Source organism: Butyrivibrio sp. CB08 (assembly GCF_003625485.1).
In the GTDB taxonomy this organism is placed as follows: domain Bacteria; phylum Bacillota; class Clostridia; order Lachnospirales; family Lachnospiraceae; genus Butyrivibrio.
Map to the genome: position 1 here is coordinate 335,838 of NZ_RAIR01000003.1, position 13,992 is coordinate 349,829.

General features: G+C 43.4%; 24 protein-coding genes. 23 read left to right on the forward strand and 1 reads right to left on the reverse strand.

Annotation, left to right across the window (positions count from 1 at the left end):
* The first annotated feature begins 6 nt into the window (after nt 1-6).
* The 4 genes from nagA (at nt 7) to D6855_RS07840 (ending at nt 3,670) form a co-directional block, all read left to right on the forward strand.
* On the forward strand, nt 7-1,137 hold the full coding sequence (gene nagA, locus D6855_RS07825; protein ID WP_120739721.1) for an N-acetylglucosamine-6-phosphate deacetylase: 1,131 nt from the start codon (nt 7-9) through the stop codon (nt 1,135-1,137).
* Nucleotides 1,138-1,301: 164 nt separating this feature from the next.
* The gene (locus D6855_RS07830) at nt 1,302-1,517 is read left to right on the forward strand and encodes a hypothetical protein (protein WP_120739723.1); all 216 of its coding nucleotides are present in this window, start codon (nt 1,302-1,304) and stop codon (nt 1,515-1,517) included.
* Between the two features lie 19 nt (nt 1,518-1,536).
* Entirely contained in the window at nt 1,537-2,772 is a 1,236-nt protein-coding gene (locus D6855_RS07835; protein WP_120739725.1) for an AfsR/SARP family transcriptional regulator, read from the forward strand.
* A gap of 172 nt (nt 2,773-2,944) precedes the next feature.
* Nucleotides 2,945-3,670 carry a GTP pyrophosphokinase gene (locus D6855_RS07840; protein WP_120739727.1) on the forward strand — a complete coding sequence of 242 codons (726 nt, stop codon included), beginning with the start codon at nt 2,945-2,947 and terminating at the stop codon, nt 3,668-3,670.
* A 28-nt stretch (nt 3,671-3,698) separates the two neighbouring features.
* On the opposite strand, the gene D6855_RS07845 is transcribed toward D6855_RS07840, so the two are convergent.
* Nucleotides 3,699-4,562 (reverse strand): class I SAM-dependent methyltransferase, encoded by an 864-nt coding sequence (locus D6855_RS07845; protein WP_120739729.1) that lies wholly within the window; start codon nt 4,560-4,562, stop codon nt 3,699-3,701.
* A gap of 537 nt (nt 4,563-5,099) precedes the next feature.
* Here D6855_RS07845 and rpsJ point away from each other — a divergent pair.
* The 19 genes from rpsJ (at nt 5,100) to rpsE (ending at nt 13,989) form a co-directional block, all read left to right on the forward strand.
* The gene (rpsJ, locus tag D6855_RS07850) at nt 5,100-5,411 is read left to right on the forward strand and encodes a 30S ribosomal protein S10 (protein ID WP_013279995.1); all 312 of its coding nucleotides are present in this window, start codon (nt 5,100-5,102) and stop codon (nt 5,409-5,411) included.
* 142 nt (nt 5,412-5,553) lie between these two features.
* Complete coding sequence (rplC, locus tag D6855_RS07855; RefSeq protein WP_120739731.1) at nt 5,554-6,237, forward strand: 50S ribosomal protein L3; 684 nt, start codon at nt 5,554-5,556, stop codon at nt 6,235-6,237.
* A 26-nt stretch (nt 6,238-6,263) separates the two neighbouring features.
* A complete protein-coding gene (rplD, locus tag D6855_RS07860) occupies nt 6,264-6,887 on the forward strand; it encodes a 50S ribosomal protein L4 (RefSeq protein ID WP_120739733.1) in 624 nt (207 codons plus the stop codon).
* The gene (rplW, locus tag D6855_RS07865; RefSeq protein ID WP_120739735.1) at nt 6,887-7,186 is read left to right on the forward strand and encodes a 50S ribosomal protein L23; all 300 of its coding nucleotides are present in this window, start codon (nt 6,887-6,889) and stop codon (nt 7,184-7,186) included. Before rplD ends, rplW begins: the two co-directional genes overlap by 1 nt.
* 99 nt (nt 7,187-7,285) lie before the next feature.
* The gene (gene rplB, locus D6855_RS07870; RefSeq protein WP_120739737.1) at nt 7,286-8,128 is read left to right on the forward strand and encodes a 50S ribosomal protein L2; all 843 of its coding nucleotides are present in this window, start codon (nt 7,286-7,288) and stop codon (nt 8,126-8,128) included.
* An 11-nt stretch (nt 8,129-8,139) separates the two neighbouring features.
* Nucleotides 8,140-8,430, forward strand: coding sequence for a 30S ribosomal protein S19 (gene rpsS, locus D6855_RS07875; protein ID WP_022764356.1), 291 nt, complete (start codon nt 8,140-8,142; stop codon nt 8,428-8,430).
* A gap of 30 nt (nt 8,431-8,460) precedes the next feature.
* Entirely contained in the window at nt 8,461-8,856 is a 396-nt protein-coding gene (rplV, locus tag D6855_RS07880; RefSeq protein WP_199712415.1) for a 50S ribosomal protein L22, read from the forward strand.
* Between the two features lie 20 nt (nt 8,857-8,876).
* A complete protein-coding gene (rpsC, locus tag D6855_RS07885) occupies nt 8,877-9,548 on the forward strand; it encodes a 30S ribosomal protein S3 (RefSeq protein WP_022772933.1) in 672 nt (223 codons plus the stop codon).
* The gene (gene rplP / locus D6855_RS07890; protein WP_120739739.1) at nt 9,548-9,979 is read left to right on the forward strand and encodes a 50S ribosomal protein L16; all 432 of its coding nucleotides are present in this window, start codon (nt 9,548-9,550) and stop codon (nt 9,977-9,979) included. Before rpsC ends, rplP begins: the two co-directional genes overlap by 1 nt.
* Nucleotides 9,976-10,185: a 50S ribosomal protein L29 gene (gene rpmC / locus D6855_RS07895; protein WP_034443867.1), complete on the forward strand. Its 210-nt coding sequence runs from the start codon at nt 9,976-9,978 to the stop codon at nt 10,183-10,185. The genes rplP and rpmC overlap by 4 nt, the downstream gene beginning before the upstream one ends.
* 30 nt (nt 10,186-10,215) lie before the next feature.
* Nucleotides 10,216-10,470 carry a 30S ribosomal protein S17 gene (gene rpsQ / locus D6855_RS07900; RefSeq protein WP_013280005.1) on the forward strand — a complete coding sequence of 85 codons (255 nt, stop codon included), beginning with the start codon at nt 10,216-10,218 and terminating at the stop codon, nt 10,468-10,470.
* 21 nt (nt 10,471-10,491) lie between these two features.
* Nucleotides 10,492-10,860 (forward strand): 50S ribosomal protein L14, encoded by a 369-nt coding sequence (gene rplN, locus D6855_RS07905; protein ID WP_022764361.1) that lies wholly within the window; start codon nt 10,492-10,494, stop codon nt 10,858-10,860.
* Between the two features lie 12 nt (nt 10,861-10,872).
* Complete coding sequence (gene rplX, locus D6855_RS07910; RefSeq protein WP_120739741.1) at nt 10,873-11,202, forward strand: 50S ribosomal protein L24; 330 nt, start codon at nt 10,873-10,875, stop codon at nt 11,200-11,202.
* A 22-nt stretch (nt 11,203-11,224) separates the two neighbouring features.
* Nucleotides 11,225-11,767, forward strand: a complete 543-nt coding sequence (gene rplE, locus D6855_RS07915) for a 50S ribosomal protein L5 (RefSeq protein ID WP_120739743.1) — start codon at nt 11,225-11,227, stop codon at nt 11,765-11,767.
* A 19-nt stretch (nt 11,768-11,786) separates the two neighbouring features.
* On the forward strand, nt 11,787-11,972 hold the full coding sequence (locus D6855_RS07920; RefSeq protein WP_022764364.1) for a type Z 30S ribosomal protein S14: 186 nt from the start codon (nt 11,787-11,789) through the stop codon (nt 11,970-11,972).
* A gap of 142 nt (nt 11,973-12,114) precedes the next feature.
* Nucleotides 12,115-12,516 (forward strand): 30S ribosomal protein S8, encoded by a 402-nt coding sequence (gene rpsH, locus D6855_RS07925; RefSeq protein WP_013280010.1) that lies wholly within the window; start codon nt 12,115-12,117, stop codon nt 12,514-12,516.
* Nucleotides 12,517-12,531: 15 nt separating this feature from the next.
* Nucleotides 12,532-13,071: a 50S ribosomal protein L6 gene (rplF, locus tag D6855_RS07930; protein WP_120739745.1), complete on the forward strand. Its 540-nt coding sequence runs from the start codon at nt 12,532-12,534 to the stop codon at nt 13,069-13,071.
* Between the two features lie 21 nt (nt 13,072-13,092).
* Nucleotides 13,093-13,461 (forward strand): 50S ribosomal protein L18, encoded by a 369-nt coding sequence (gene rplR / locus D6855_RS07935; RefSeq protein WP_120739747.1) that lies wholly within the window; start codon nt 13,093-13,095, stop codon nt 13,459-13,461.
* Nucleotides 13,462-13,479: 18 nt separating this feature from the next.
* Nucleotides 13,480-13,989 carry a 30S ribosomal protein S5 gene (gene rpsE, locus D6855_RS07940; protein WP_026652520.1) on the forward strand — a complete coding sequence of 170 codons (510 nt, stop codon included), beginning with the start codon at nt 13,480-13,482 and terminating at the stop codon, nt 13,987-13,989.
* Nucleotides 13,990-13,992 lie beyond the last annotated feature (3 nt).

Consider the following 13,992-nt stretch of genomic DNA (forward strand, 5'->3'; position numbering starts at 1 on the left):
TTAGCTATGAAGATTACTGGTGGTGAAGTTTACGGTGTTGACAGGCTCTTTTCCAAAAGAGATATCTATGTTAAGGACGGGCTTATAGCAGAGGGGTGCGACGATGGCGAAGTGCTTGATGCATCCGGATGCTACGTGGTTCCAGGGTTTGTGGACATTCATTTCCACGGAGCAATGGGAGCGGATGTGTGTGATGGCACACTGGAAGCCTATGAGAGAATTGGCAAATATGAGCTGCAAAACGGCATTACTGCCATGTGCCCTGCGACACTGACACTTCCCGTTGATGAGCTTTGTAAGGTGCTGAGCCTTGGTGCTGAGTACGCTATGAGCGATCACCCGGATGGAGCTGACCTTGTTGGCTTTAACATGGAGGGACCTTTCATCAGCAGAGAAAAGAAGGGCGCCCAGAACGAAGCCTACATCATGGAGTGCGACCCTGCTATAGTAGACAGGTTTGTGGATAGCTCCAAGGGACTTGTTAAGATAATAGGCCTTGCCCCGGAGGTTAACCCGGGATTCAGGGAATACATACAGGCTGTTAAGGGCAAGATCAAGGTATCACTGGCCCACACAGGAAGCGACTACGAGACGGCAGCAGGTGCCATAGAGGCGGGGGCTTCGCATGTGGTGCATCTCTTTAACGCCATGACAGGACTAAACCACAGATCACCTGGAGTTGTGGGGGCAGCAGCTAACTATGACAGCGTTACCTGCGAGATGATCCTTGATGGAGTTCACATCCACCCAGGGGCAGCAAGAGCAGCCTACAAGATGATGGGCAGAGAGAGGATCATCCTTATCAGTGACAGCGCCCAGGGAACAGGAATGGTGGACGGTGACTACACACTGGGAGGCCTTGATGTTGTCAAGGAAGGCAAGTTCTGCAGGCTTAAGTCCGACGGAACCATCGCAGGATCAGTATCCAACCTCTACGACGTATTCAGGACAGCTGTCCTTGAGATGAATATCCCAATCGAGGATGTTTTAGACAGTTGCACCATCAATCCAGCCCGTTGTATAGGTGTTGATGACAGATATGGATCCATCGAAACAGGCAAGAAGGCTGATTTATTAATAATAGATAAACAAACCTTAAAACTCTCTAAAATCGTTAAGAATGGAGCGAAAATTTGACCGTAATCAATTTACGGTCATTTTTTTTATCATAGAATCAATCATAGTTTACAAACTGCGACAAAAAAAAGACTGTTCACGACATATCCCATCATAGGAAAATTGTTTCATGTTATATTACAATCACAGAAATGATTTTACGAAGTAATAAGTGGGAGAAAAAAATGGAAGAAATAAGGTACGATGCCGCAGGCCTTATGATAGTCAGAGAGGACTATTACTGCGAGCATTATGAGCCTGACGACGGGGCGCTGGTTCCAATGAAGGAGTGTTGGTGCTGCAAATGGTCTAACTTCAGAACTGAAGGCAAGGACGGTGGCAGCGACAGTTACAGCGTTTGCAATTATATAGGTAATATGAAACAGGCAGTAAACAGATAAACCGATAGGGGTAGATAGTATGGGGAACACAGAAAAGACTATACTACAAGTAAATATGTTTGGTGGGCTTGCGATCAATTATGAGGGGAAAAATGTTTCGATCGGCAAGAACAAGACCGCTAAATATATTCAGCTTTTGGAAATAGTTTGGCTTGCAGGTGATGCAGGAATTCAGAAGGATCAGCTTACTGGTATTCTTTATGACAGAGAGGAGCAGTCCAATCTTTCAAACAGTTTCAACAACCTGATCTATCAGATGCACAAGCAGATGGACAGAGCCGGACTTCCACCAAGGGATTATGTAGTAAACAAGGATGGAGTCTTTTTCACAGACGAGGAAGTAATTCTCGATTCAGATGTTTTAAGGTTTAAAGAGAACATCGCCAAGGCAAGAGCTGCAGGAAGCGATGCAGAGAGCATTCCATTTTACAAGGCAGCCTTTGACGAGTACAGATCAGAGCTCCTTCCAGAGCTTGCCACAGCAGAATGGCTCATTATTCAGAGCGTTCAGCTTCAGAAGATGTATGCAGAGAGCGTAGTTGCACTTGGCAGCTACTATGAAGATAAAAAAGATTACGAGTCAATGCAACACGTATACAAGAAGGCTGCAGAGCTCTATCCAGATGATGAGTGGCAGATCGGAGAGATCAATGCACTTATCGGAATGGAAGCTTTCAAGGAAGCCTACGCAGTATACGATGAGACCGTAAGATATTACACAGACGAGCTTGGAGTTACACCAAGTAATGACCTGCTTGAGTGTTACGACAAGATGAGCCGCCAGATCACTAATGTACCTGGCAAGATCCTTCAGATCAGAGATGGCATCCTCGAGCACAGAGGAGCTGTTTCAGACAACGACGACGGAGCATATGACTGCTCATTCCCAAGCTTTATCGATGCTTACCATATCCTCAGCCGCAACATGGAGAGAAGCGGACAGTCAGTTTACATGATGCTTCTTAACATAGTTGATTATGAGGGAAAAAAGATTTCCAACCAGGCTAAGCTCGAGACAAGGGCAAAGCTATTACAGGAAGCAATATCTCTGACACTTCGTCAGGGTGATACATATTGTAAGTACTCAGCATCACAGTATCTGCTGCTTTTGGTAGGCACCAACAAGGAGAGCTGCAAGACTGTATACAGAAGACTTCTCAACAAGTTTAAGCTCCTTGCTGGACCAAGAACAGAACTTGATTACAGCGTAGTTTCACTGGCTGATCTCCCGGACAGACTAGCGGAAGCTAAATAATTTTTTGAAAAACTCATTTTTCTTTAAGGGGATGAAGGGTTTTTTATGAGGAGGAATTCCGCAGAGTATTCAGTTACTCTGCGGAATTTTCTTTATTATTAATAGTTTGTTCACAGAAGTTTCAAGGCTAGGGGTTACAATAAATTTAGTACAATAGAAAGGAAATGGGGTTATGGCAGTGGACCATCTTGACTACTCTAAAGTGCACCTTACACCATTGCAGGGCGGGGCAGACAACTATAATCCAGAAGATGTCACCCAGGCGGATGTTGAGAAGATCCTTCGTAAGAAACATCAGCTTGAGGACTTTCAGCTCCTTATGATGAAGTATGATTGTGCTTTGTCAGAAGTAAGGACCAAACTTGATGTACTCAATAAAGAGCTTTCTCTTCGTAATAAGAGAAATCCTTTTGAGGCTATCAAGATGAGAATAAAGACACCTGTCAGCATCTACAACAAGCTCTGTGACAAGGGTGTAGATATGACGGTAGACAATATCAACAAGAATCTTTCAGATATCGCAGGTATCAGAGTTATCTGTTCCTTTGTGGATGATATCTATATGCTTGCCAATTGTCTTGCTCAGCAGGACGATATCAGGGTTCTTCAAAAGAAGGATTATATCTCAAGTCCCAAAGACAGTGGATACAGATCACTACATCTTATTATAGAGGTACCGATATTCCTTACAGATATCAAGGAATACATGAAGGTTGAGGTTCAGTTCAGAACCATCGCCATGGATTTCTGGGCAAGTCTCGAACATAAGATGAAGTACAAAAAAGATATCGAGAATGCTGAGGTCATTACTGAAGATCTTAAATTCAGTGCAGACCTTATCAATCAGATAGACATGAGAATGCAACAAATTAGAGAAAAAATCGATGCGTCGGAGTGACGCATCGATTTTTTTTGTTTGAAAGTAATTATTTTGCAGTCCATCTGCCGCTTGCTCCGCAGGGGAGTACGAGGCCGTTATTTTTTACCGGAAGACCAATTTCCTGGGCTTCGACTGTGCCCTTATGGATCGGGTCAAGGACTGTGTGCAGCATGTAGGAAAGAACTGCTGGCTGAAGTCCGGTTGTGTATGAATTAATTAGGAAGAAAAGAGGATCATCTGAAAGCAGCTGACTTGTCAGCTGGATGAATGGGAATACTGATTCCTCGATCTTCCAGATCTCGCCCTTTGGTCCTCTTCCGTAGGAAGGAGGATCCATGATAATGGCATCGTACTTATTACCTCTTCTTATTTCCCTTTGTACAAACTTATTGCAGTCATCTACGAGATATCTTATAGGAGCGTCAGCAAGACCTGAGGAAGCCGCATTCTCTTTTGCCCAGCCTACCATACCCTTGGAGGCGTCAACGTGAGTAACACTTGCGCCAGCCTTGGCAGCTGATACTGTAGCACCGCCTGTGTAGGCGAAGAGGTTAAGAACTTTGATTGGACGATTAGCTTCCTTAATTAATGAAGAAAACCAATCCCAGTTTGTTGCCTGCTCGGGAAAGATACCTGTGTGCTTGAATGAGAATGGCTTAAGGTTAAAGGTAAGATCCCTGTATCCTATGGTCCACTCCTCCGGGAGATTGTGGAACTCCCACTCACCTCCGCCCTTGCTGCTGCGGTGGTAATGGCCGTTAGGTTTTTTCCATCCGAAATGATTCTTGTCCGTGTTCCAGATTACCTGGGGGTCTGGACGGATCAGCATATAGTCTCCCCAGCGCTCGAGCTTCTCGCCTGAAGAGGTATCTATTACTTCATAGTCTTTCCAATTATCTGCAATCCACATAATGTTTCCTCGTTATTCTTTATTAATTGATATTTTACCTTATGATAATGGCTTCTTCTATATATTAATGATAATATAAAACGGCCATTTGGTGAAAATGCACTGTGTATTGTACTACAGTATGTGTTTTATGGTATCTTAAAACACAAAAAGATTAAAATACATCAAGTAAAACAGTCGAAAAAGGCTGATTTTATATTAAAAGTGATTAATTTTTAAAAACTTGTTGCATTTGCACAAATTATGTTTTATACTAACAAACGCTGTGACATGATAGCTATGAAGCGTGAGGTTGCTGCTTTATCCAGTTAAGCAGGTTTTCCGTGGAGCGAATGTCTAGAGGCCATATATACAGGCCAAACAAACTGACGACAAGTCACTGTACAGACAATTTTGAGTCTGCCGATCAGGCAGAAACGACGTGGTAGTAGTTTTAAGCCTTACTTTGTGTTAAGGGTTAGGACACACACGGGAGAGTGTACAGTCACCGCTTGTCGTACTTAGATCAAAAAGTGCGAAAAGGAGGCGACTTTTTTTATGGCAAATCAGGTAATGAGAATTACACTTAAGGCTTATGATCATCAGCTCGTTGATGCATCTGCCAAGAAGATTATCGAGACAGTCAAGAAGAACGGATCTCAGGTAAGTGGACCAGTGCCTCTTCCTACTAAGAAGGAAGTTGTTACTATCTTAAGAGCGGTTCACAAGTACAAAGATTCCAGAGAACAGTTCGAGCAGAGAACACACAAGAGACTTATCGATATCATCACACCTACATCCAAGACAGTTGAGGCTCTTCAGAGACTCGAGATGCCAGCTGGTGTAAACATCAATATTAAGATGAAATAATACACGTAACAATCAATTGACCTCTACTAGTATGATGCGAGACGCATGATGCCGTGATAACTGGAGAATTGTCATCAGACAATTGACGACATTGCGAATGAAGTAAGCATCCGCTGTAGACGTAATAAGGAGGTAAAAACACATGAAGAAAGCTATTTTAGCTACTAAGGTCGGAATGACCCAGATCTTCAAAGAAGATGGTTCACTGGTTCCTGTAACTGTTCTTCAGGCAGGACCATGCGTAGTAACTCAGATCAAGACAGTTGAGAATGATGGTTACAGCGCAGTTCAGGTTGGATTTGTTGACAAGAAGGAAAAGGTTGTTAACAAGGACAAGAATGGTAACAAGACAATCTACCATCGCCACGGCGCAACTAAGGCTGAGCAGGGACATTTCAAGAAGGCTGGAGTTTCTTGCAAGAGATATGTAAGAGAGTTCAAGTTCGAGAATGCTGCTGATTATGCACTTGGCGCTGAGATCAAGGCTGATATCTTCGCAGAAGGCGACAAGATTGACGCTACAGCAGTTTCAAAGGGAAAAGGATTCCAGGGTGCTATTAAGAAGAATGGTCAGCACAGAGGACCTATGGCACACGGTTCCAAGTTCCACCGTCATCAGGGTTCTAATGGTTCAAGTTCAGATCCTAGCCGCGTATTCAAGGGCAAGGGAATGCCTGGTCACATGGGCAGTGTTAAGGTAACAGTTCAGAATCTTGAGGTTGTAAGAGTAGACGCTGACAAGAACCTTATTCTTGTTAAGGGCGCTATCCCAGGACCTAAGAAGGGACTTGTTGCTATCAAAGAGACCGTTAAGGTTGTAGGCTAATAGAACGCGAAAGGAGGACCATACAGATGGCTAATGTATCTGTTTACAATATGGAAGGCAAAGAAGTTGGCAAGATCGATTTAAGCGATGCTATCTTCGGAGTTGAAGTAAATGAACATCTCGTACACATGGCTGTTCTTCAGCAGCTCGCTGACAAGCGCCAGGGTACACAGAAAGCTAAGACACGTTCTGAAGTTTCAGGAGGCGGAAGAAAGCCTTGGAGACAGAAGGGAACAGGTCACGCTAGACAGGGTTCAATCAGAGCACCTCAGTGGAAGGGCGGCGGAGTTGTATTCGCTCCAGTTCCAAGAGATTACTCTTTCAAGATGAACAAGAAGGAAAAGAGATTTGCTCTTAAGTCTGCTCTTACAGACAAGGCTCAGGCAGGCAACCTCATCGTTGTTGACGAGCTTAAGTTCGACGAGATCAAGACTAAGAAGTTTGCAGAGGTTATGAACAACTTAAAGGCTACACGTAAGGCTCTTGTAGTACTTGCAGACAACGATAAGAACGTAGTTCTTTCAGCTAGAAACCTCGCTGAGGCAAACACAACACTTACAAACACACTTAATGTTTACGATATCGTAAACGCAAGAACACTGGTCCTTACAAAGGATGCAGTTGCTAAGATAGAGGAGGTGTATTGCTAATGGCAGCATTACAGTATTATGACGTAATCCTTAAGCCAGTTCTTACAGAGAAGAGCATGGCAGGCATGGCAGAGAAGAAGTACACTTTCCTTGTTAATCCTGAAGCTAACAAGACACAGATCAAGGAAGCTGTAGAGAAGATGTTCGAGGGAGCAAAGGTTAAGAAAGTTAACACCCTCAACGCTGACGGTAAGATGAAGAGACGTGGAATGACAGTTGGTTTCACAGCTAAGACTAAGAAGGCAATTGTTCAGCTCACAGAGGACAGCAAGGACATCGAGATCTTCCAGGGACTCTAATTTATAACTAATAACTATACGTGCGAATCCACCTATAAGAGTCCAGGATTCATGTGCAAGTCACTAGTCACGTGATAAAAAACAAAGGAGAAATACATCATGGGAATTAAGAAATACGGCCCATATACCCCATCCAGAAGAAACATGACTGGATCAGATTTCTCAGAGATCACAAAGAAGACTCCAGAGAGATCACTCGTTGTTTCTAAGAACAGCAAGGCTGGTCGTAACAACCAGGGTAAGATCACAGTAAGACATCGCGGATGCGGCGGCAGAGTTAAGTACAGAATTATAGATTTCAAGAGAAACAAGGACGATATGCCTGCAAAGGTTATCGGAATTGAGTACGATCCTAACAGATCAGCTAACATCGCACTTATCCAGTACGAGGATGGAACAAAGTCTTACATCCTTGCACCTAACGGATTAACAGATGGCATGACAGTAATGAATGGTGCAAGCGCAGAGATCAGAGTTGGTAACTGCCTTCCACTTTCACAGATTCCTGTCGGTGAGAACGTTCACAACATCGAGCTTTATCCTGGAAAGGGCGGACAGATGGTTCGTTCAGCAGGAAACGCTGCACAGCTCATGGCTAAAGAAGGTAAGTATGCAACACTTCGTCTTCCTTCAGGCGAGATGAGAATGGTTCCAATCGAGTGCAGAGCAACAATCGGTGTAGTTGGAAATGGTGATCACAACCTTATCAACTATGGTAAAGCCGGAAGAATTCGTCACATGGGTATCCGTCCTACAGTTCGTGGTTCTGTTATGAACCCTAACGACCATCCACACGGTGGTGGTGAAGGTAGAGCACCTATCGGACGTTCTGGTCCTTCAACACCTTGGGGTAAGCCAGCTCTTGGTTATAAGACAAGAAAAGCTAAGAAGGCTTCAAACAAGCTCATCGTAAGAAGAAGAAACGGTAAAGCCATCAAATAAGGAGGAATAAAATGTCTAGATCACTTAAAAAGGGACCTTTTGCAGACGCAAGCCTGTTAAAGAAGATAGATGCTATGAACGCAGAGGGCCAGAAGCAGATAATCAAGACTTGGTCACGTCGTTCTACAATTTTCCCGTCTTTTGTTGGACACACAATCGCTGTTCATGACGGTAGAAAGCATATTCCTGTATATGTTACTGAAGATATGGTTGGACACAAGCTTGGTGAGTTCGTTCCTACCAGAACATTCAAAGGACATGCTGGAAATTCTCCCGTCGAGAGAAAGAGCAGCATAAACTAATAGTGATTCAATGAAAGGAGGTCTATTAACGTGGAAAAGGAAATTAAGCATAGATCACAAATAAAGAGAAACAGAAATCGTGACAATAGAGAGACAAGACCTTTTGCTAAGTTATCTTACGCAAGAATACCAGTTCAGAAGGCGTGCTTCGTAATGGATGCCATCAGAGGAAAGGATGTTGAGACTGCACTTGCAATCCTTCAGTACAATCCAAGATATGCATCAAGCGTAATCTACAAGCTTCTTAGCAGTGCTGTAGCTAACGCAGAGAACAACAAGGGCATGAACAGAACTAATCTCTATGTTGCTGAGTGCACCGCAAGCAATGGCCCTATCATGAAGAGAATTCAGCCTAGAGCACAGGGCAGAGCATACAGAATCAACAAGAGAATGAGTCATCTGACTGTTATTTTGGACGAGAGATAATTTGAAAGGAGAAGCAAAGAATGGGACAGAAAGTTAATCCTCATGGTCTCAGAGTTGGCGTAATCGCTGATTGGGATTCAAAGTGGTATGCTGAGTCTGGCGATTTTGCCAATAATCTTGTAGAAGATTACAATATCAGAAAATTTCTGAAGAAGAAGTTATATGCAGCTGGTGTTTCTAAGATCGAGATCGAGAGAGCATCAGACAGAGTAAAGGTTATCGTATACACAGCTAAGCCTGGCGTAGTAATTGGTAAGGGTGGCGCCGAGATCGAAGTAACCAAGAAGGAGCTTTCAAAGCTCACAGACAAGAAGGTTCTTGTTGACATCAAGGAAATCAAGAAGCCTGACAAGGATGCACAGCTTGTTGCAGAGAACATCGCTCAGCAGCTCGAGAACCGTGTATCATTCAGAAGAGCAATGAAGTCATGCATGAGCAGAACAATGAAGACAGATGCACTTGGTATCAAGGCATGCTGCTCTGGCCGTCTTGGCGGTGCTGATATCGCTCGTTCAGAGTTCTACAGTGAGGGAACTATTCCTCTTCAGACTCTTAGAGCAGACATCGATTATGGTTTTGCTGAAGCAGATACAACCTACGGTAAGGTTGGTGTTAAGGTATGGATCTACAAGGGTGAAGTACTTCCAACCAAAGCAGGTGAGAGTTCAGATAAGGAAGGGAGCGATAAATAATGTTAATGCCAAAGAGAGTTAAGCACCGCAAGCAGTTCCGCGGTTCAATGGCTCATAAAATCACTCGTGGTAATACAATTAGTTATGGTGAGTTCGGAATAGTTGCGCTTGAGCCTTGCTGGATCAATTCAAACCAGATCGAGGCAGCCCGTGTAGCTATGACTCGTTTCATCAAGCGTGGTGGTCAGGTATGGATCAAAATTTTCCCTGACAAGCCTATCACATTAAAGCCTCTTGGAACACGTATGGGTTCTGGTAAGGGTGCAACTGATAGATGGGTAGCTGTTGTTAAGCCTGGTCGTGTAATGTTCGAAATCGGCGGAGTTGCCGAGGCAGATGCGAGAGAAGCTCTTCGTCTTGCGACACACAAGCTTCCTTGCAAGTGCAAGATCGTTTCAAAGGCTGATTTGGAAGGCGGTGTATCTAAATGAAGACAAATAAGTATGTAACAGAGCTTATGGCTAAGTCAGCTGAAGAGCTTCAGACTGAGCTCGTTTCAGCAAAGAAGGAACTTTTCAATCTGAAATTCCAGAACGCTACAAACCAGTTGGATAATACAGCAAGAATCAAAGAAGTAAGAAGAAATATTGCAAGAATCCAGACTGTTATCACACAGAATGCTAAAGCAGCTAACTAAGTAAGCGGAAAGTTATAAGGAGAAAAGATCGTGGAAAGAAATTTAAGAAAAACGCGTGTTGGAAAAGTAACAAGCGATAAGATGGACAAGACCATCACAGTTTCCATTGAGGACCATGTTAAGCACCCTCTTTACAAGAAGATCGTGAAGAGAACATATAAGCTTAAGGCTCATGACGAGAACAACGAGTGCCGCATCGGTGACACAGTTAAGGTCATGGAGACAAAACCAATCTCCAAAGATAAGAGATGGAGACTTGTATCCATTATTGAACGTGCAAAGTAATTTTCAAAAAGGAGAAATATCATGATTCAGCAGGAAAGTAGACTTAGGGTCGCTGATAACACAGGTGCTAAAGAGCTCCTTACAATCCGTGTTATGGGCGGATCTACAAGAAGATATGCGAGAATCGGCGACACAATCGTTGCGTCTGTAAAAGAAGCAACACCCGGTGGAGTTGTAAAGAAGGGTGACGTTGTTAAGGCTGTTGTCGTTCGTACAGTTAAAGAGACTCGTCGTAAGGACGGTTCCTATATCAGATTTGATGAGAACGCTGCTGTTGTTATCAATGAAGATGGTACGCCTAAGGGAACACGTATTTTTGGACCAGTAGCTAGAGAGCTTCGTGAGAAGAAGTTCATGAAGATTCTTTCTCTTGCTCCTGAAGTATTATAAGGAGGCGCCTAGATGTCAACTAGTAAGATCAAGAAGGGCGATACTGTAAAGGTTATCGCTGGTAAAGAGATAGGTAAGGAAGGCAAGGTCCTTTCTGTTGATACAAAGAACGGAAAGGTTGTTGTTGAGGGTCTTAACAAGGCTACACATCACGAGAAGCCTTCAGCAAAGAATCCTAACGGCGGAGTAATCGAGAGAGAAGCTGCTCTTGATATCTCTAACGTAGTTTACCTTCACAAGGGACAGCCTACCAAGATCGGCTTCAAGGTTGAGAAGGATGAGAATGGTAAGGTTGTAAAGAAGAACCGTATCGCTAAGAAGACTGGCGAGGTTATCGACTAATTAGGAAAGGAGGTAGAAAGCGTTGAGTAGATATAAGGATTTATACAAAAATGAGATCGTTGATGCTATGACAAAGAAGTTCGGTTACAAGAACGTAATGGAAGTGCCAAAGCTCGACAAGATCGTTATCAATATGGGCGTTGGAGAGGCTAAGGAGAATGCTAAGCTTCTTGAGAACGCAGCAAACGATATGACCATCATTTCTGGTCAGAAGCCTGTTATCACAAAGGCTAAGAAGTCAATCGCTAACTTCAAGTTAAGAGAGGGTATGCCAATCGGATGTAAAGTAACACTCCGTGGCGAGAAGATGTACGATTTCCTTGATCGTCTTGTAAATCTTGCTCTTCCTCGTGTGCGTGACTTCAGAGGAATTAACCCTAACTCATTCGATGGTAGAGGAAACTATGCTCTTGGTATCAAGGAGCAGCTCATCTTCCCTGAGATCGAGTATGACAAGATTGATAAGACAAGAGGTATGGACATCATTTTCACAACAACTGCTAAGACAGATGAGGAGGCTCGTGAGCTTCTTACACTGTTCAATATGCCTTTTGCAAAGAACTGATAGGAGGAAATAGAACAAAATGGCTAAATTATCCATGAAGTTGAAACAGCAGATGAAACCTAAGTTCTCAACACGTGCATATAACCGTTGCAAGATCTGTGGTCGTCCTCATGCTTATCTTAGAAAGTACGGAATCTGCAGAATTTGCTTCCGTGAACTTGCATATAAGGGTGAGATTCCTGGTGTTCGCAAGGCATCTTGGTAATCAGCTGCTAGGCAGCATATCTTTGTGACCCAGGATGGGGGTCACATGTTTCAAATAAAACATTCGCATTGCGGCTTCGTGTCTCTGCTCAATTCAGGGAGTAGTAAGGCGAAGCAATAATAAATAAGGAGGCAAATATATAATGGCAATGAACGATCCTATTGCAGATATGCTTACAAGAATTCGTAACGCAAATACTGCAAAGCATGACACTGTTGATGTTCCTTCTTCAAAGATGAAGCTTGCTATTGCAAACATTCTTTTAGAAGAGGGTTATATTAAGAAGCTTGATGTTGTTGAAGATGGCGCTTTCAAGAATCTTCACATCACTCTTAAGTATGGTGCTGACAGAAATGATAAGGTTATCACAGGACTTAAGAGAATCTCAAAGCCTGGTCTTCGTGTATACGCAGGCAAGGATGAGCTTCCTAGAGTATTAGGTGGTCTTGGTATTGCAATCATTTCTACAAACCAGGGCGTTGTAACTGATAAAAAGGCAAGAGAGCTCCAGGTTGGTGGCGAAGTTCTTGCATTCATTTGGTAAATTGGAGGTACGGGCATGTCACGAATTGGAAAAATGCCAATCGCAGTTCCTGCTGGAGTTACAGTAGAAGTTGCAGAAAATAATATGGTGACTGTAAAGGGACCTAAGGGAACCCTTACAAGAGTTTTCCCTGCTGAAATTCAGTTTTCACAGGAAGATGGTCAGATCGAGGTTAAGAGACCTGACGATCAGAAGAAGACAAGAGCATTACATGGTCTTTCAAGAAGCCTTCTTAACAACATGGTAGTTGGTGTTACAGATGGTTTCGAGAAGAAGCTTGAAGTAAACGGTGTAGGTTACAGAGCAGCTAAGAACGGCAAGACACTCTCTCTGACACTTGGTTATTCACACCCTGTAGAGCTTGAGGATCCAGAAGGAATCGAGACAGTTGTAGAGGGACAGACAATCACAGTTAAGGGAATTGACAAAGAGAAGGTTGGACAGCACGCTGCAATCATCAGAGAAAAGAGAGCTCCAGAGCCATATAAGGGCAAGGGTATCAAGTATTCTGATGAGGTTATCAGACGTAAAGTTGGTAAGACCGGTAAGAAATAATTAAGATAAGGAGAGTGCAAAATGGTTAGTAAGGAATCAAGATCAAAAGTTCGTGCTAAGAAGCACATGAGGATTCGTAATCGTTTCAGCGGCACAGCTGAGAGACCAAGACTTGCTGTATTCAGAAGCAACAACCACGTTTACGCACAGGTTATTGACGATGAGACAGGCAAGACACTTGTATCTGCTTCAACTCTTGAAAAAGATATCAAGGCTGAGCTTGAGAATACAGATGACACAGCAGCAGCAACAAAGATCGGCGATGTAGTTGCAAAGAGAGCTTTAGAGAAGGGTATCAAGACTGTTGTTTTCGACAGAGGAGGATACATCTATCACGGAAAAGTTAAGGCTCTTGCCGAGGCTGCCAGAGAAGCTGGCCTAGAATTCTAAGAAGGGAGAAATTTTCAAATGAAGCGTAATATCGTTGATGCAAGTCAGCTTGAATTGACAGATAAAGTAGTTACCATCAAGCGTGTTACAAAGGTTGTTAAGGGTGGACGTAACATGAAGTTCACAGCACTTGTAGTTGTTGGTGACAACAACGGACACGTTGGTGTTGGTCTGGGTAAGTCAACAGAAATCCCAGATGCTATCCGTAAGGGTAAAGAGGATGCTACTAAGAACCTTATTACTGTTCCTCTTGATGAGAACAACAGTATTACACACGATTTCGTAGGAAAGTTCGGCTCTGCTGAAGTTCTTCTTAAGAGATCCCCAGAAGGTACTGGTATCATCGCTGGTGGTCCAGCTCGTTCAGTATGTGAGCTTGCTGGTATCAGAAATATCAGAACAAAGTCACTTGGTTCAAACAACAAGCAGAATGTTGTTTATGCTACAATCAATGGACTTGCACAGTTAAAGACACCTGAAGAAGTTGCAGCTAAGCGCGGTAAGTCAGTAGCAGAAGTAACCGCATAACTT